Annotated in this window: 15 protein-coding genes; 9 read left to right on the top strand and 6 right to left on the bottom strand. The window is 64.5% G+C overall.

The window, feature by feature from the left end; genetic code table 11:
* Positions 1-114: 114 nt before the first annotated feature.
* The 5 genes from P0R31_RS34770 (at position 115) to P0R31_RS34750 (ending at position 5,540) form a co-directional block, all read left to right on the top strand.
* Positions 115-315, top strand: a complete 201-nt coding sequence (locus P0R31_RS34770) for a hypothetical protein (RefSeq protein ID WP_275519212.1) — start codon at positions 115-117, stop codon at positions 313-315.
* A gap of 299 nt (positions 316-614) precedes the next feature.
* Positions 615-1,712, top strand: a complete 1,098-nt coding sequence (gene nirK / locus P0R31_RS34765; protein ID WP_275519211.1) for a copper-containing nitrite reductase — start codon at positions 615-617, stop codon at positions 1,710-1,712.
* Between the two features lie 57 nt (positions 1,713-1,769).
* Positions 1,770-2,648, top strand: coding sequence for an SUMF1/EgtB/PvdO family nonheme iron enzyme (locus tag P0R31_RS34760; protein WP_275519210.1), 879 nt, complete (start codon positions 1,770-1,772; stop codon positions 2,646-2,648).
* Between the two features lie 164 nt (positions 2,649-2,812).
* On the top strand, positions 2,813-3,838 hold the full coding sequence (locus P0R31_RS34755) for a Fe(3+) ABC transporter substrate-binding protein (RefSeq protein ID WP_035998784.1): 1,026 nt from the start codon (positions 2,813-2,815) through the stop codon (positions 3,836-3,838).
* Positions 3,839-3,905: 67 nt separating this feature from the next.
* A complete protein-coding gene (locus P0R31_RS34750; RefSeq protein WP_036041149.1) occupies positions 3,906-5,540 on the top strand; it encodes an ABC transporter permease in 1,635 nt (544 codons plus the stop codon).
* Between the two features lie 81 nt (positions 5,541-5,621).
* On the opposite strand, the gene P0R31_RS34745 is transcribed toward P0R31_RS34750, so the two are convergent.
* The 3 genes from P0R31_RS34745 to P0R31_RS34735 form a co-directional block, all read right to left on the bottom strand.
* Entirely contained in the window at positions 5,622-6,161 is a 540-nt protein-coding gene (locus tag P0R31_RS34745; protein ID WP_275519209.1) for a GNAT family N-acetyltransferase, read from the bottom strand.
* A 117-nt stretch (positions 6,162-6,278) separates the two neighbouring features.
* Entirely contained in the window at positions 6,279-6,929 is a 651-nt protein-coding gene (locus P0R31_RS34740) for a CoA transferase subunit B (RefSeq protein ID WP_035998776.1), read from the bottom strand.
* 18 nt (positions 6,930-6,947) lie between these two features.
* A complete protein-coding gene (locus P0R31_RS34735) occupies positions 6,948-7,655 on the bottom strand; it encodes a CoA transferase subunit A (RefSeq protein WP_035998773.1) in 708 nt (235 codons plus the stop codon).
* A gap of 286 nt (positions 7,656-7,941) precedes the next feature.
* Here P0R31_RS34735 and P0R31_RS34730 point away from each other — a divergent pair, with 286 nt between their 5' ends.
* The 4 genes from P0R31_RS34730 (at position 7,942) to P0R31_RS34715 (ending at position 13,237) form a co-directional block, all read left to right on the top strand.
* The gene (locus tag P0R31_RS34730) at positions 7,942-9,834 is read left to right on the top strand and encodes an AsmA family protein (protein ID WP_275519208.1); all 1,893 of its coding nucleotides are present in this window, start codon (positions 7,942-7,944) and stop codon (positions 9,832-9,834) included.
* Positions 9,835-10,037: 203 nt separating this feature from the next.
* Entirely contained in the window at positions 10,038-11,423 is a 1,386-nt protein-coding gene (locus tag P0R31_RS34725) for an ABC transporter substrate-binding protein (RefSeq protein WP_275519207.1), read from the top strand.
* Positions 11,424-11,516: 93 nt separating this feature from the next.
* Positions 11,517-12,389, top strand: a complete 873-nt coding sequence (locus P0R31_RS34720) for a carbohydrate ABC transporter permease (protein ID WP_035998764.1) — start codon at positions 11,517-11,519, stop codon at positions 12,387-12,389.
* The gene (locus tag P0R31_RS34715) at positions 12,386-13,237 is read left to right on the top strand and encodes a carbohydrate ABC transporter permease (protein WP_275519206.1); all 852 of its coding nucleotides are present in this window, start codon (positions 12,386-12,388) and stop codon (positions 13,235-13,237) included. The genes P0R31_RS34720 and P0R31_RS34715 overlap by 4 nt, the downstream gene beginning before the upstream one ends.
* A 20-nt stretch (positions 13,238-13,257) precedes the next feature.
* Here the strand turns inward: P0R31_RS34715 and P0R31_RS34710 are convergent, their stop codons facing one another.
* The 3 genes from P0R31_RS34710 to P0R31_RS34700 are packed head-to-tail and all read right to left on the bottom strand — an operon-like array spanning position 13,258 to position 16,158.
* A complete protein-coding gene (locus P0R31_RS34710) occupies positions 13,258-14,070 on the bottom strand; it encodes an ABC transporter permease (protein WP_275519205.1) in 813 nt (270 codons plus the stop codon).
* Between the two features lie 4 nt (positions 14,071-14,074).
* Positions 14,075-14,989 (bottom strand): ABC transporter permease, encoded by a 915-nt coding sequence (locus P0R31_RS34705; RefSeq protein WP_275519204.1) that lies wholly within the window; start codon positions 14,987-14,989, stop codon positions 14,075-14,077.
* Positions 14,986-16,158, bottom strand: coding sequence for an ABC transporter ATP-binding protein (locus P0R31_RS34700; protein WP_275519240.1), 1,173 nt, complete (start codon positions 16,156-16,158; stop codon positions 14,986-14,988). The genes P0R31_RS34705 and P0R31_RS34700 overlap by 4 nt, the downstream gene beginning before the upstream one ends.
* Positions 16,159-16,196 lie beyond the last annotated feature (38 nt).

Raw genomic sequence — 16,196 nt, 5'->3', positions numbered from 1 at the left:
ACGGAATGAATTCAAATAACCCGGATCGGCGGACACGGCTTTGCGCTCGCGCAAAGCGGGGCCGCCGGTTCCCGGCCATGGTGAGGAAAATCGCGGCCATCCGGAGCGTTTGCCATGAGGCTTTTCGCATTCGAACTCATTCTCTCCCTGCTCGACGTCCGTGGCCATATCCCTCGTTTCGACGACTTCCGGCCGGCCCCGGCCGCGCCGGCCCCCGTCGGCGTGGTGCGCGCCCTGGCCGCCGCGATCGCCGTCTTCGCCGTGCTGTCGCTGGCGATCTGGGGATTGGTCTGGCTTGCCGTGAACCTGCTCTGACCGGCCGCACCTTCGTCAAGGCTTGCCTTGCGATCTGAGCCGCATGAGCGGCGGCGGTCGAAATCGCCATCCAGCTTGAACGTCCAAACAACTTGCCGCGGAGCTGACGCTCCGCCTCGATCGGCGTCTCGCCTGCGGACGCGGTGAGTTGGCATCGCCGACCCCGCTTCTTCGAGAAATCTAGGTCATGTTGCCGAACGTGAATCCGGCGGAAGCTTGTCGCAGCACAAACACGCTTGCCGCAATCGGCGCACACTGCACTCCGTCATCAAAATCATTTCAGATGAAGGATGCTTCCGATGTTCACCCGCAGAGCCGCATTGATCAGCGCCACCGCGACCGCCCTGATGTTGGCGACCCCGGCTTTCGCCGCCGGCGATCTCAAGCTGCCGCGTCAGAAGGTGGAGCTGGTCGCTCCGCCCTTCGTGCACGCGCACGAGCAGGCCACGACACAGGGCCCCAAGGTCGTCGAGTTCAGGATGACGGTGGAGGAGAAGAAAGTCGTCGTCGACGACAAGGGCACCACCTTCCAGGCGATGACGTTCAACGGCTCGATGCCGGGCCCGCTCATGGTCGTGCACGAGGGTGACTATGTCGAGCTGACGCTGGTCAATCCCGCGACCAACACCATGCCGCACAACATCGACTTCCATTCCGCGACCGGCGCGCTCGGCGGCGGCGAGCTCACGCTCATCAATCCCGGCGAACAGGTCGTGCTGCGCTGGAAGGCGACCAAGACCGGCGTGTTCGTCTATCACTGCGCACCGGGCGGCCCGATGACCCCCTGGCACGTCGTCTCGGGCATGAACGGTGCCGTGATGGTGCTGCCGCGCGAGGGGCTGAACGACGGCAAGGGCCGCGCGCTGAAATACGACAAGGTCTACTATATCGGCGAGCAGGACATGTACGTGCCGCGCGACGAGAAGGGCAATTTCAAGTCCTACGAATCGCCGGGCGAAGCCTTCACCGAGACCGAAGAGGTGATGAAGAAGCTGACCCCGACCCATGTCGTGTTCAACGGCAAGGTTGGCGCACTCACCGGCAAGAACGCGCTCACCGCGAAGGTCGGCGAGAACGTGCTGATCGTGCACTCGCAGGCCAATCGCGACAGCCGTCCGCATCTGATCGGTGGCCACGGCGACTATGTCTGGGAGACCGGCAAGTTCGGCAACGCGCCCGAGGTCGGGCTCGAGACCTGGTTCATCCGCGGCGGCTCGGCGGGAGCTGCGCTGTACAAGTTCCAGCAGCCCGGCATCTACGCCTATGTCACGCATAACCTGATCGAGGCGGCTAGTCTCGGCGCCACCGCGCACTTCAAGGTCGAAGGCAAGTGGAACGACGATCTGATGATGCAAGTGAAGGCGCCTGCCGAAATACCTCCTGCCAGCACCAACTAGACGCGACGAAGGGGCCGGTCATCGCCGGCCCCTTCGTCTTTCTTCGGAGGAATGATTGTGCTGATCGCATTCAAGCTCAAGCTGGCACTTGCCTGCGCGGCCGGGCTTGCGGGGCCGCTGGCCGTTGCGCCTCTGGTCTCGGAGCCGACGATGCGCCATGCCGTCGGCGAGCCGGCCTTGGTCGAGGTCGCCCCGGGCAGCTTCGCCTATCGCGAGGCCGGCGATTTCACCCGCGGCGGACAGCAGGCGGAAGCGCCGATGCGCACCATCCGGATGAACCGGCCGCTGCGCATCATGCGGAATCAGGTGGCCTCATCCGACTATCAGCTTTGCGTCCAGGATGGCGCCTGCCGCGCACTCGATCGCGAGGTCGGGATCGCCCCCGATCGTCCCGCAGTGCAGGTTAGCTGGCACGACGCTGAGGCCTATGCAGGCTGGCTGTCGCGCAAGACCGGCCACCATTACCGCCTGCCGAGCGACGAGGAATGGGCCTTTGCCGCCGGCTCCAGATTCCGGGATGACGGGGGACCGGTCGATGCAAGCGACCCTTCGAAGCGCTGGATCAGCCGCTACGAGCGCGAATCCGAACGCGAGTTCTCCGACACCACGGCCCATCGCTTCGGCAAGTTCGGCCCGAACGAGCATGGCGTCGAGGACCTCGCCGGCAACGTCTGGGAGTGGACTGCAACGTGCTTCGTCCGCTCGCGTGTCGATGACGCCGGCAATGCGGGCCGCGCGACCGTGAATTGCGGCGTACGGGTCGCCGAGGGCGCGCACCGCGCCTATGTCACCGACTTCATCCGCGACGCCCGTGCCGGCGGCTGCGCCCAGGGCGTGCCGCCCGCCAATCTCGGCTTCCGCCTGGTGCGCGAGGAGACGTCGTGGCTGGCCAGCGTCTCGCAGCGCCTGAGCAAGACGAGGCCGGCAAGATCATAGGGCGCCAATCGTTTCCCAGGACGTCGCCCCAGGTATTAGAATGAGTCTAAAACGTACTTTGGAATTACTCTAAGCTTATGCCCTCGCGACATCGCGTCGCTGACGTTGGCCCCCCGCCTGCGCTACTCAATCGGCGTTCAATCTCGCGCCTGGGAGCAGCCCTTATGATCTATCTTCGCGTCCTCGCCGCGTCTGCGGCGGTGTTGAGCCTGACCACGTCTTTCGTGTCGGAGGCCGCCGCCAATGGCGAGGTCAACGTCTATACCTACCGCGAGACCAAGCTGATCCAGCCGCTGTTCGATGCGTTCACCAAGGACACGGGCATCAAGGTCAACGTCGTCTCCGCAAGCTCCGGTCTGGAGCAGCGTATGAAGGCGGAAGGGGCCAACAGTCCGGCCGACGTGCTGCTGACGGTGGACATCGGCCGCATCGACGAGGCCGTGCAGGCCGGCGTCACCCAGCCGATCAAGTCGGAGGCGGTCGACAAGGTCGTGCCGGCGCAATATCGCGATCCGGACGGACACTGGGCCGGCATCTCCATGCGCGCGCGCGTGATCTATGCCTCGAAGGATCGCGTCAAGCAGGACAAGATCACCTATGAGGAGCTCGCCGATCCCAAGTGGAAGGGCAAGATCTGCATTCGCTCGGGCCAGCACATCTATAACAACGCGCTGTTCGCGGCCTACGCGGCCAAGTACGGCGAGGCCAAGGCCGAGGAATGGCTGCGCGGCCTGAAGGCCAATCTCGCGCAAAAGCCGTCGGGCGGCGATCGCGAAGCCGCGCGTGACGTCGCCGCCGGCAAATGCGATATCGGCATCGGCAACACCTATTACTGGGCGCTGATGATGAACAACGATCCCGAGAAGAAGCCGTGGGCGGAGGCGACCCGCGTCATCCTGCCGACCTTCGAGGGCGGCGGCACCCACGTCAACCTCTCCGGCGTGCTGCTCGCCAAGAACGCGCCCAACAAGGCCAACGGTACCAAGCTGATCGAGTGGCTCGTCAGCGAGCAGGCGCAGCAGATGTATGCCGACCAGAACTACGAATATCCGGTTCGGAGCGGTGTCGCCGTCAATGCGACGATCGCCGGCTACGGCAAGCTCGTCCCGGATCCGTTGCCGATCGCAAAGATCGCCGCCAACCGCAAGGCTGCGGCCTCGCTGGTGGACAAGGTCGGCTTTGACAACTGATCTCTGGCGGCCCACGTCTATCGAACTGCTGGAAGCTACGAGCACACGGCCTCGATCGAGGGGCCGTGTGCACGCCGGTCGCGCCGCAACCGCCATCGCGATCGCAACCGCGGTCCTGGTCGCGGCGCCCGTGATCTCGATCGTTTCGCTGGCTCTGCAGCCGGCATCCGATGTGTGGCACGACCTGATCAACTACGTGCTGCCGGCCGCCCTTCTCGACACTGCCCTTCTGCTCGTCGGGGTCGGCGCAGTCACACTTTTGATCGGCGCCGGCACTGCGTGGGTGATGTCGCGCCACGATTTTGCCGGCCGGGGCATGCTGCTGTGGCTGATGCCGCTGCCGCTGGCGATTCCGACCTACCTTGCGGCGTACGTCTATGCCGATCTGTTCGAACCGCTGGGCCTGGTGCATCGCACCCTGGCGACCTGGCTGCCGTTGGGCGATGCCCTCGGCCTTCTGCCCAACCTCCGCTCGCTGCCGGGCGCCATCTTCGTGATCGGGCTCGTGCTCTACCCTTACGTCTATCTCTCGGCGCGTGCGACGTTCCAGGTTCAGTCAGCCGAATTCGCGGAAGCGGCCACGACGCTGGGCGCCGGCCGATGGACCATCTTGTGGCGCGTTTCACTGCCGATGGCGCGGCCGGCGCTGGCGGTCGGCGTGGCGCTGGTCGCGCTGGAAACGCTCAACGACATCGGAGCCAGCGAATATCTCGGCATCCGCACGCTGACGGTCTCGATCTTCACCACCTGGCTCAACCGCGGCAGCCTTGCCGGTGCAGCGCAGCTCGCATGCCTGATGCTTGCGATCGTCGCCGGCCTGATCGCGATGGAGCGTTACGGCCGTCGCAACGCCAGCATCGAATTCTCGGCCGAAAGCCCGCATGTGAGGCGGCGAACCCCGCTGTCGGGCGCAAGAGCGTCGATCGCGTTCGCGGTCTGCGTGCTGCCGGTGCTGATCGGCTTCGTGGTCCCGCTGCTCTATCTGGCGCATCAGGCTCTCGGGCGCGGCCTGCTTGCAAATTTCGACCCGCTGCTGTGGCGCCACACCTTCCATTCGTTTGCCTTTGCAGGGCTCGCAACGCTCATGGCCTTGATGCTTGCGCTCGCCACGACGATCGCGCATCGCCTGCGGCCGGATCCTCTGCGATATGTCGCGCTGAGCATCGCGCAGGCCGGATACGCGCTGCCGGGTCTCGTCATCGCTCTCGGCCTGCTCACCCCGGTCCTGGCGGTCGACAATGCGCTGAGCGCGGTCGCGACCTGGACCGGACGTTCGCTTCCCGGGCTGGTCCTGGTCGGCTCCGGGATGGCCGTCGTGATCGCCTACACGATTCGTTTTCTGGCTGTGCCGGTCGGCATGATCAAGGCCGGGTTCGACAGCATTCCGAGCGACTATGACGAGAGTGCGCGCGCGGTCGGCGCAGGCCAGGGGGTCATGTTGAGGCAGATCTATCTGCCGTTGCTCCGGCCCGCGATGCTTGGCGCCGTCATCATCATGTTCGTCGACTGCCTGAAGGAGCTGCCGGCAACGCTGCTCCTGCGGCCCCTCAACGTCGAAACACTGTCCACGTCGATCTACCAGTACGCAAGCCGCGGCAATTTCGAGGACGGCGCGCTCGCGGCCCTCCTGATCATCGCGGCCAGCATTGGCCCGGTTGCCTGGCTGACCCGGTTCTCTGAAGTGCCGAGCGGCCCCGCTTGAAGGAGCACATCGTCCGCACATTCATGGCGCTTCGACCAATTGATAGCAAACGCTTGGTTGTCGCCGGCGCCTGCAACCTGCTCAAATCTTCCGCGCGAACATGCGAAAACCGGGCGCGCCGATGATTGCCTCGAAATTCGGGTCGCGCTTCTCTTCCGCGAAGACAAAACCCGCCTTCGCGTAGGCGCGCTCGGCCGGCCCGTTGCCGATCAGGAACGATATCGTCGCCCGGGCAAATCCAGCTGCCCGCCCTTTGTCCAGCGCATGCGCGATCAACGCCTGCATCAAGCCGCGACGACGATAGGCAAGGTCGGTCGCGACATGCTCGATCATCCAGTCGCCCTCGCCGCCCTGGACCCAGCAGGCTCGCGAATAGGCACCGCGCTGGCGGATGGCGTCGAGCTCTGACGCCGTGAGCCCAATTGAGAGACCGACCTCTTCGACCGCGCGCCATGCCGCCGGTCCGGTCCCGGCTGCCGGCACGGCGCAAAGTGCAGCAGCGGGCTTGCCATCAATCTCGGCGACCAGGAACTGCGAAAAATGCCACATCGACACCGCCTGTGCGACGGCAACGCGCGTGACGAAAGCGAGGCACTCCGCTTCCGGCCAGCCGAGCGCCACGTCGAATTAGCCGCGCGGCCGGTGGCCGCGCATCGAATTCAGGATGGTTTGTGCGATGAATTCGACATCTTCGGGACGCGCGGACCGTATCGTCATGCGCGCCCCTTTACGACGACCCTACGTGTTCTTCAGCGCGACGCGGAATTCGGCTTCGGTCTTGGACTTGATCTCGTCGAGCGTGACGCCGTCGGCGAGCTCGATCAGCGCCATGCCGCCATCGCCGTGCTTGTCGATGGTGAAGACGGCAAGATCAGTGACGACCATGTCGACGACGCGCTCGCCGGTCAGCGGCAGATTGCACCTCTTCAGGAGCTTCGGGCCGTCCTTGGCCGAATGCTCCATCACCACGACGACGCGCTTGACGCCGGCGACGAGATCCATCGCGCCGCCCATGCCCTTGACCATCTTGCCGGGGATCATCCAGTTGGCGAGATCGCCGTTCTGGGCCACCTGCATGGCGCCGAGGATCGACAGATCCATGTGGCCGCCGCGGATCATGCCGAAGGAATCCGCGCTCGAGAAATACGAGGTCGACGGCAGCTCGCTCACCGTCTGCTTGCCGGCGTTGATGAGATCGGCGTCTTCCTCGCCCTCATAGGGGAACGGCCCCATGCCGAGCATGCCGTTCTCGCTCTGCAAGGAGACGTCCATGCCATCGGGGATGTAGTTCGAGACCAGCGTCGGGATGCCGATGCCGAGATTGACGTAGTAGCCGTCGCGCAATTCCTTCGCGGCGCGCGCGGCCATCTGTTCACGGGTCCAGGCCATGTGAGTCTCCTGTTGCGCTTAAGCGGCGGTACGCGGGCGGGTGTTGCGGAATTCGATGCGCTTCTTGGCCGTGCCGACCTCGACGATGCGCTTCACGAAGATGCCGGGCGTGTGGATGTGGTCGGGATTGAGTTCACCGGCGGGAACCAGATGCTCGACCTCGGCCACCGTGATCTTCGCGGCGGTCGCCATCATCGGATTGAAGTTGCGCGCGGTCTTGCGGTAGATGAGGTTGCCGGCGGTGTCGCCCTTCCAGGCATGCACGATGGCGAGGTCGGCGAACAGGCCGCGCTCCATCAGGTACTTCTCGCCGTCAAATTCCTTCACTTCCTTGCCTTCGGCGATCAGCGTGCCGACGCCGGTCTTGGTGTAGAAGGCCGGGATGCCGGCGCCGCCGGCGCGGATGCGCTCGGCCAGCGTGCCCTGCGGATTGAACTCGAGTTCCAGCTCGCCGGCGAGGTATTGCTGGGCGAACAGCTTGTTCTCGCCGACATAGGACGAGATCATCTTCTTGATCTGGCGGGTTTCGAGCAGGCGGCTGAGGCCGATGCCGTCGACGCCGGCATTGTTGGAGACCACGGTCAGGCCCTTGACGCCGGAATCCCGGATCGCGTCCGACAGCTCCTCGGCAATGCCGCAGAGGCCGAAGCCGCCCGACATGATCATCATGTTGTCTTTTAGAATGCCTGACAGCGCCGACTTGGCGTCGGGATAGACCTTGTTCATGCAAAAACCTCGACTGAACCTTGGGCTGGCGGGCGTCGCGCCTCATTGGCGGCGATTATTAGGCGAAATCGTCCGAAGCCGTCAATGATACGGGGTTCTCCGCTCCGCCCCCGGGTGATAGAAGCTGCCCATGCCGTGGGCATAACCGAGCAGCGGCCTTGAAAGCGTCAAGAAAACCCATCAAGTTGCGGTACTTAACACCATAGGATCTGGGCGTCGGCACACACGTTTCGCGGCCCGCCCTTCTGGCTCCAACGACCAACCCGATCAGGACATGCCATTGACCATGGCCCAAGGAATGAAGCGCCTCGGGACGCCGATCGCGGCGCTGCTCGGCCTCGCGCTGATCGCCCTGATCGCGACCTCCTGGCTCATCAACCGCGACGCGTTGCGCAAGGCGGTCGAAGCGCAGATCCGCGACGTCACCGGGCTCGAGCTCAATGTCGCAGGCAGCATCGAGATCTCGGTGCTTCCGGCGAGCTACATCTCCTTCCGCGACGTCGGCCTCAAGGGCGGCGGCACCAGCGCTCCCGCGCTCCAGGTCGACGTGCTCACCGCGAATTTGCGGCTGCTGCCGCTCTTGCTGCAACGTTTCGAGATCGCCGACCTGACGCTGCTGCGGCCGCGCATCCACGTCAGCCTGAAGCCGGACGGCGAGAGCAACTGGACGCCCTTCATCCAGACCATCGCACGCACCATGAAGCCCGGGGCCGAGAACCAGGTCTCGTTCTCCGAAATCCGCATCCAGGACGGCGTGCTCGACTACGAGGACGTTGCCACGCATGCCACCGAGAAGCTCGAGGACATCGACCTGTCGCTGGCCTGGCCTTCGATCTCGCGCTCTTTTGCCGCGACCGGGCAGTTCGACTGGCGCGGCGAGCGCGTCGACGGCTCGATCAGCTTTTCCGATTTCGTCGCCGCCCTCTCCGGCGACCGCTCCGGCCTGAAGGCGCGCATCGCCAGCGCGCCGCTCAAGCTCGCCTTCGACGGCAGCGTCGCCAACCGCACCAGCCCGATGATGGAGGGCACGCTCACGGTGGACAGCCCGTCCTTGCGCAACGCGCTGCGCTGGACCGGACAGCCGCAGCCCGGCAGCGGCGGCTTCGGCCGCTTCGTGCTGAAGGCGCGCGCCAACGTCGTCGGCGCCTCGATCGCGCTCACCAATGTCAACGTCGAGCTCGACGGCAATGCCGCCGAAGGCGTCATGACCTACGCCAATAACGGCCGGCAGACGCTGCAGGCCACGCTCGCCGCCGACGCGCTCGACTTCACACCCTATATCTCGACGTTCCGCCTGCTCGCGAGCGGGGCGCGCGATTGGAACAGGCAGCTGTTCGACCTTCAGGGATTGTCGACCACCGACCTCGACATGCGCCTGTCGGCGGCCAAGCTGACGGTCGGGCCCACGAGGCTCGGCCGCACCGCGATCGGCGCCAATTTGCGCAACGGCACGCTGGCGCTCTCGGTCGGTGAGGCGCAGGTCTATGGCGGTATCGCCAAGGGCTCGTTCGGCATCGCGCGGTCCGATACGGTCGCCGACATCAAGGCACAATTCCAGTTCACCGACGTGGATCTGCAGGCCTGCGCCACCGAGCTGTTCGGCCTCAACAAGCTGTCCGGCCGCGGCAATATCAACGTCTCGCTCTTCGCCTCGGGCTCGAGCCCGTTCGGCCTCGTGCAGTCGCTTGACGGCAGCGCCACCGTGACCGGGCATAACGGCGCGATCGCGGGCTTCAATGCCGAGCAGCTGCTGAAGCGGCTGGAGCGGCGGCCGCTGTCGGGCGGCGGCAATTTCCGCAGCGGCTCGACGCCATACGACAAGCTCACGATCTCGGTGAAATTCTCCGACGGCATCGCCACCGCCGAAGACATCCGCATCGAGGGCCCGGCGGCCAAGATCACGCTGACCGGCACCGCCTCGGTGCCGACCCGCGAATACGACATGAAGGGCGTGGCGAGCCTCAACACGGCGTCCGGCTTTCAATTGCCGTTCATGGTGCAGGGCCCCTGGGACGATCCCCTGATTTTTCCCGATCCCGAAAGCCTGATCCGGCAGTCGCCGGCGGCGTCTCCCTTCCTCGATCTCCTCAAGCAGCGCATCACGGGCGGCGGAAAGCGCCCGGCGCAGGACGGATCGCCGACGGCCGAGAACGCCAAGGAGAATGCAAAGTCCAACTGAGATCGCGTTCCTCTGCCGCTGCCCGATGATCGCGAATTGATCGTAGTGAATTGATGCGGCGATTGGATCGATGCGCGCATGATGCATCTCCGCAGCCCGACACGCCACGATCTTGGTCCGACAAGATGCGTTGATTGCGCTACCACCATGCGCTAGTGTTTTATACGACCGGTTAAAACACCGGCCGTTTGAGGGAGAAAAACGTGAAATCCAAGGTTATTGGCGCAGTTTCATTGGCGGTCGCTGCGGTTGGGCTGTTTGCCGCCACTGCGCCCGCATTTGCGCAACAGAAGACGATCACGGTCTGGTGGGTCAAGGGCTTTTACAAGTCCGAGGACGAAGCGCTCGCCGAGACGATCAAGAAGTTTGAAGCCAAGACCGGCATCAAGGTCGAATTGTCGCAATACGCGATCCAGGACATGATTCCGAAGACCGTCGCAGCACTCGATGCGGGCACCGTGCCCGACGTCGCCTATTCCGACAGCTACGACGTGCAGGTACAGGGCAAGTGGGCCTATGAGGGCAAGCTCGAGGACCTCACCGACGTCATGGACCCGATCAAGAGCCGGTTCGTGCAGAACACGCTGGACGCCTCGATCCTCTACAACGACGTCGCCAAGAAGAAGGCCTATTACGGCTTCCCGCTGAAGCAGCAGAGCATGCACGTCCAGATCTGGAACGACATGCTGGAGAAGGCCGGCTTCAAGCAGAGTGACATCCCGAACGACTGGACCGGCTACTGGAGCTTCTGGTGCGACAAGGTGCAGCCGGCGATCCGTAAGGCCACAGGCCAGCGCATCTATGCCGTCGGCCAGCCGATGGGCGTGGAATCCACCGACTCGTTCCAATCGTTCTACACCTTCATGGACGCCTACCACGTCAAGCTCGTCGACGACGACGGCAAGCTGCTGGTCGACGACCCCAAGGTCCGCGACGGCCTGATCAAAGCGCTGAAGGACTACACCGACACCTACAGCAAGGGCTGCGCCCCGCCCTCCGCGACCACCTGGAAGGACCCTGACAACAATGTCGCCTTCCACAACAAGACGATCGTGATGACCCACAACTTCACGATCTCGATCGCAGCAAAATGGTACGAGGAATCGCAGAATCAGAACCTCACGCCGGAACAGCGCGAGGCCGGCAAGAAGGCTTATGAGCAGGACATCGTCACGGCGTCCTTCCCCAAGGCTCCCGACGGTTCGACCATCAGGTATCGCTCCGACGTCAAGACGGGTCTGATCTTCACCGCGGCCAAGAACAAGGCCGAGGGCAAGCAGTTCCTCAACTTCCTGCTGCAGGAAGAGAACATCCGTCCCTACATCGAGGGCGCGCTCGGCCGCTGGTTCCCGGTGACGAAGGAAAGCCAGGAAAGCCCGTTCTGGCAGGCCGACAAGCACCGCAAGGCCGTCTACACTCAGTTCAAGGGCGGCACCTCTCAGTTCGACTTTACCAGGAACTGGAAGTTCACGATCTTGAACAACGAGAACGTGTGGGCGAAGGCGATGAACCGCGTCGTCAGCGAGAAGGTTCCGGTCGACAAGGCGGTCGACGAACTGATCGCCCGCATCAAGCAGGTCGCGGGCTGAGTCGCCCCCCCTGCTCTCCGCGTTGCGGGGGAGAGTGCAACAACAACACCGGCCGCGTCTCGCGGCCGGCTTCTCTTTGAAGAGTCCGAAAGAATGGCGATCACGCTCTCTGGCGATCAGGCAATACCCGGCCCGCCCCTGTCGTCGCGGCTGACCCCGGCGCAGGTCTGGGGCATCCTCCTGCTAACACCCTATCTGCTCGTCTTCCTTGCCTTTGTCGTCTATCCCGTCTGCTACGGGCTCTGGCTGGCACGCGATCCGGCGAACTATGTGGCGCTGTATCACGACCCGATCTTCGCGCGCGCTGCAATCAACACGCTGATCTTCCTGGTCGTCGGCATCAACATCAAGATGATGATTGCGCTGTTCCTGTCCGGCTTCTTCGCGCAGCAGCGCACCTGGATCAGATGGCTGTCGGTGATCTTCATCCTGCCCTGGGCGGTGCCGTCGATCCCGACCATCCTGTCGGTGCGCTTCATGCTCAATCCCGAATGGGGCATGGTCAACCACTTCATCTTCTCCCTGACCGGCGATGACGGCCCGAACTGGCTGAACGACCCGACCGTCGCGCTGTGCATGGCGATCGCCGTGCACATCTGGAAGTCGCTGCCGTTCTGGACGCTGATCCTGATCACCGGGCGCCTTGCGATCTCGCACGATCTGTTCGAGGCCGCCGAGGTCGACGGTGCCAGCTGGTGGCAGAAATTCCGCTACATCACCTGGCCGTCGATGCAGACGCTCTACGTCACCTGCACGCTGCTCTCGATGATCTGGACGCTGGGCGATTTCAACAGCGTCTACCTGCTCACCGGCGGCGGACCTGCCGACCTCACGCACGTGCTGGCGACGCTCGGCATCCGCTATCTTCGGCTCGACCAGCTCTCGCTCGCGATGGCATCCATCGTCTGCGCGATGCCGTTCGTCCTGCCACTGGTTTACTTCATGATGAAACGGTTGTCGCGATGAAGCTTCCCTCCCTCCGTGACGTCGCGACGGAAGCGCGGCTGCTGCTGATCGGCATTCCCGTCTTCCTGTGGACGATGATCCCGATCTACCACATGTTCCTGTTCGCGATCTCTCCGAAGGAGGACGCGTTCTCGGGCAAGCTGTGGCCAGACCATCCGACGCTGCACAACTTCGAAATCGTGTTCAAGCAGCAGCACTACTTCCTGCGCGACTTCTACGCCCAGTTCTGGAATTCGACGCTGATCGCGGTCTCCGTGGGCGTGTTGACGCTGTTCATCGCCACCTCAGCCGCGTTCGCGATCTCGCGGCTGAAGGTGCCGGGCGGGCGCGCGGTGCTGAACCTCGCGCTGTTCACCTATTTCATTCCGGCGGCGTTCCTCGCGGTGCCGATGTATCGCACCATGGGCAATTACGGCCTGCTCAACAATCACTGGTCATTGATCCTGGCCATGGTGACGATCGCGAGCCCCTACGCGATCTGGGTGCTGAAGCAGGCTTCGGACAAGCTGCCGGTGGAGCTGGACGAAGCCGCGGTAATGGACGGCGCCACCACGCTGCAGATCTTCCGCCTGGTCTACCTGCCGCTGATGATGCCCTCGCTGGTCGCGATCGGCACCTATGCGGTGCTGCTGGCCTGGAACGAATATCTCTACGCGTTCCTGCTGCTCTCGAACGACCGCGATATCACGCTCCCCGTCGCGCTCGGCAACTTCCTCGCCGCCGACGATTCACCGTGGGAGCTGCTGATGACCACCGGCTTCATCTACGCGCTGCCGCCGGCCGCGGTCTATTACGCCTTCCGCCGCTACATGGTGGGCGGGCTCACGGCGGGTGCGGTGAAGTCGTAGGCGCGTCCCCGTGGCCCGCCCTATAGCGGCGCCGCGCTCTCGCCCTGCGAGCTCGACAGCTTCGAAGCCAGCGAGGCGATGACGATGACAACCGCGATCAGCGCAATCACCAGCGTGCAGATCGCGTTGATCTCGGGCTTCACGCCGAGCCGCACCTCCGAATAGATGCGGATCGGCAGCGTCGCCGAGCCTGGGCCGGTGGTGAAGCTCGCGATCACGAGATCGTCGAGCGACAGCGTGAACGCCAGCATCCAGCCGGCGACGATCGCCGGCGCAATCAGCGGCAGCGTCACGGCAACGAACGCGCGCACCGGGTCGCAGCCGAGGTCCATGGCCGCCTCCTCGAGCGAGCGATCGAGCGAGCCGAGGCGCGACTGCACGACCACCGCGACGAAGCACATGGTCAGCGTGGTGTGAGCGATCGTCACCGTCCAGAAGCCGCGCTCGGCGTTCAGCGCGACGAACAGCAAGAGCAGCGACAATCCGGTGATCACCTCCGGCATCACCAGTGGCGCGTAGAGCATGCCGGAGAACAGGGTGCGTCCGCGAAAGCGCTCACCGCGCGACAGCGCCACCGCCGCGAGCGTGCCGAGCAGCGTCGCAATGGTCGCGGAGGCGACCGCAACCCGCAGGCTCATCCAGGCCGCCTCGATCATGGCGCGGTCGTTGAAGAACTCATGATACCAGCGCAGCGACCAGCCGCCCCACACCGTCACCAGGCGCGAGGCGTTGAAGGAGTAGAGGACGAGGATCAGGATCGGCAAATAGAGGAATGCCAGCCCCAGTGCGAGCGAGGCGATGTTGAAGCGGGATAGGCGGGAGACCTTGCGCATCGCGCTACCTTCCCCGTTCGAGCTGCCGCTTCTGCAGCCGCTCGTACAGCAGGAGCGGCACTAGTAGCACGACCAGCAGCACGATCGCCGCAGCGGAGGCAACCGGCCAGTCCTTGTTGGTGAAGAATTCGAGCCACAGGGTCTGGCCGATCATCAGCGCGTTGGAGCCGGCCAGAAGGTCGGGAATGACGAACTCGCCGACGATCGGGATGAAGCACAAGAGCACGCCGGCGCCGACACCGGGCAGCGACAGCGGGAAGGTGACGAGCCAGAACACCTGCCAGGGCGGCGCGCCGAGATCGGCGGCCGCTTCCTCCAGCGCCGGCTCCATTTTGGCGAGGGTGGCATAGAGCGGCAGGATCATGAACGGCAGATAGGAATAGACGATGCCGATATACATCGCGGTGTCGGTGGAGAGCCACACCACGGGCTGGCTGACCAGATGCAGCGCCAGCAGGACCTGGTTCAGCAGGCCGTCGTGCTGGAGGATGTTGATCCAGGCGTAGATGCGGATCAGGAACGAGGTCCAGAACGGCACGATCACCAGCACCATCGCCACCGCCTGCCAGCGCTGCGGCAGCCGCGCCATGCCGTAGGCGATGGGATAGCCGATCAGGAGCAGCAGCGAGGTGGCCGTGAGGGCGACGGTGAGGCTGCGGACATAGGCGAAGACATAGATGTCGTCGGAGACGAGCAGCTTGAAATTGTCGACCGAGAGCGCAGCGAACGCCGCCTTCAGCGCGTCCCATCCCGCCGTCAGGTCGAACACCGGCTCGTAAGGCGGCTGCGCGATCGCAGTCTGCGACAGGCTGATCTTGAGCACGAAAGCGAACGGCACCAGGAAGAACAGCACCATCCAGACATAGGGCGCGATGGCGGCGAAGCGCGCCGGCCTTGCGAAGATACGTCGCGAGCTCATGATTGCAGCACCACGCAATCGTCAGGCGTGAACCAGGCGACGACATGCTGGTTCAGGCTGTAGGCATCGACGTCGAGCCGCGCGCTGTTGGCGACCGACGCCTGCAGCATCCCACCGGTGTCGAGCTTCACCTTGTAGGTGGTGGTGCCGCCGAGATAGCAGATGTCGGCAATCACGCCGTCGAGGGTGTTGATCGCCGTCTCGCGACCGGCCTCGTTGACCGGGCCACGGCGCGACAGCTTGACCTTCTCGGGGCGGATCGCGACCGCCAGTTTTCCGGTGCCGACCGCCTCGCGCGGCTCGGCCACCACCAGCGCCCCCGCATCAGGCGTGCCGATCACCAGACGATGGCCGTCGCGCAATTTTGACTCGCCGTCGAACAGGTTGATGTCGCCGACGAACTCGGCGATCCAGCGCGAGCGCGGCGCCTCGTAGAGCTCGCGGGGGCTCGCGACCTGGGCGAGCTTGCCTGATTTCATCACGCCGATTCTATCAGCCATCGTCATCGCCTCCTCCTGGTCGTGGGTGACGATGATGAAGGTCATGCCGAGCCGCCGCTGCAGCTCCATCAGCTCGGCTTGCGTGTTTTCGCGAAGCTTCTTGTCGAGGGCTGCGAGCGGCTCGTCGAGCAGCAGGAGCTGCGGGCGGCGCGCCAATGCGCGGGCGAGCGCCACGCGCTGGCGCTGACCGCCGGACAACTGGTCCGGCTTGCGCTTCTCCAATCCCTCGAGCTTGACCAGCGCCACCATCTCCGCCACGCGCGTGGCGATGTCGGCACGCGGCATTCGAGCGCGCTTCAGGCCGAAGGCGATGTTGTCGCGCACCGACAGATGCGGGAACAGCGCGTAGTTCTGGAACATCATGTTGATCGGGCGCTCATGCGGCAGCGCCTGCGCGATGTCCTTGCCGCCGAGCAGGATGCGCCCCTCGTCCGGCGCCTCGAAGCCCGCGAGCATGCGCAAGAGCGTGGTCTTGCCGCAGCCGCTCGGGCCGAGCAGCGCGAAGAACTCGCCGGCCTTGATATCGAGCGACACGCCGTCGACGGCGCGGAACGTGCCGAAGGTCTTGGCGACGCCCTCGATGCGCAGCAGCGGCTGGCCGGCCGCCGGAGATGCATCTCCGCCAGCCGGTTCGGCCGCAACCTTCGCTCCGGGCAATTCTTCCGCCATGGTCCCTGCCAACCCCGATTCCGCCGCACGCTAGCGGC

Origin of the sequence: Bradyrhizobium yuanmingense, from assembly GCF_029167105.1 — a bacterium.
GTDB classification, from domain to species: Bacteria; Pseudomonadota; Alphaproteobacteria; order Rhizobiales; family Xanthobacteraceae; genus Bradyrhizobium; species Bradyrhizobium yuanmingense_A.
Note: the sequence above shows the minus strand (reverse complement) of the source record. Positions and strands in the feature narration are given on the sequence as shown.

Excerpts from the sequence above, each read along its gene's own strand:
- P0R31_RS34700 (WP_275519240.1), bottom strand. The coding sequence starts at position 16,158 with ATGGCGGAAGAATTGCCCGGAGCGAAGGTTGCGGCCGAACCGGCTGGC.
- P0R31_RS34735 (WP_035998773.1), bottom strand. The coding sequence starts at position 7,655 with ATGAACAAGGTCTATCCCGACGCCAAGTCGGCGCTGTCAGGCATTCTA.
- nirK (WP_275519211.1), top strand. The coding sequence starts at position 615 with ATGTTCACCCGCAGAGCCGCATTGATCAGCGCCACCGCGACCGCCCTG.
- P0R31_RS34730 (WP_275519208.1), top strand. The coding sequence starts at position 7,942 with ATGGCCCAAGGAATGAAGCGCCTCGGGACGCCGATCGCGGCGCTGCTC.
- P0R31_RS34720 (WP_035998764.1), top strand. The coding sequence starts at position 11,517 with ATGGCGATCACGCTCTCTGGCGATCAGGCAATACCCGGCCCGCCCCTG.
- P0R31_RS34705 (WP_275519204.1), bottom strand. The coding sequence starts at position 14,989 with ATGAGCTCGCGACGTATCTTCGCAAGGCCGGCGCGCTTCGCCGCCATC.
- P0R31_RS34715 (WP_275519206.1), top strand. The coding sequence starts at position 12,386 with ATGAAGCTTCCCTCCCTCCGTGACGTCGCGACGGAAGCGCGGCTGCTG.
- P0R31_RS34770 (WP_275519212.1), top strand. The coding sequence starts at position 115 with ATGAGGCTTTTCGCATTCGAACTCATTCTCTCCCTGCTCGACGTCCGT.
- P0R31_RS34755 (WP_035998784.1), top strand. The coding sequence starts at position 2,813 with ATGATCTATCTTCGCGTCCTCGCCGCGTCTGCGGCGGTGTTGAGCCTG.
- P0R31_RS34740 (WP_035998776.1), bottom strand. The coding sequence starts at position 6,929 with ATGGCCTGGACCCGTGAACAGATGGCCGCGCGCGCCGCGAAGGAATTG.
- P0R31_RS34710 (WP_275519205.1), bottom strand. The coding sequence starts at position 14,070 with ATGCGCAAGGTCTCCCGCCTATCCCGCTTCAACATCGCCTCGCTCGCA.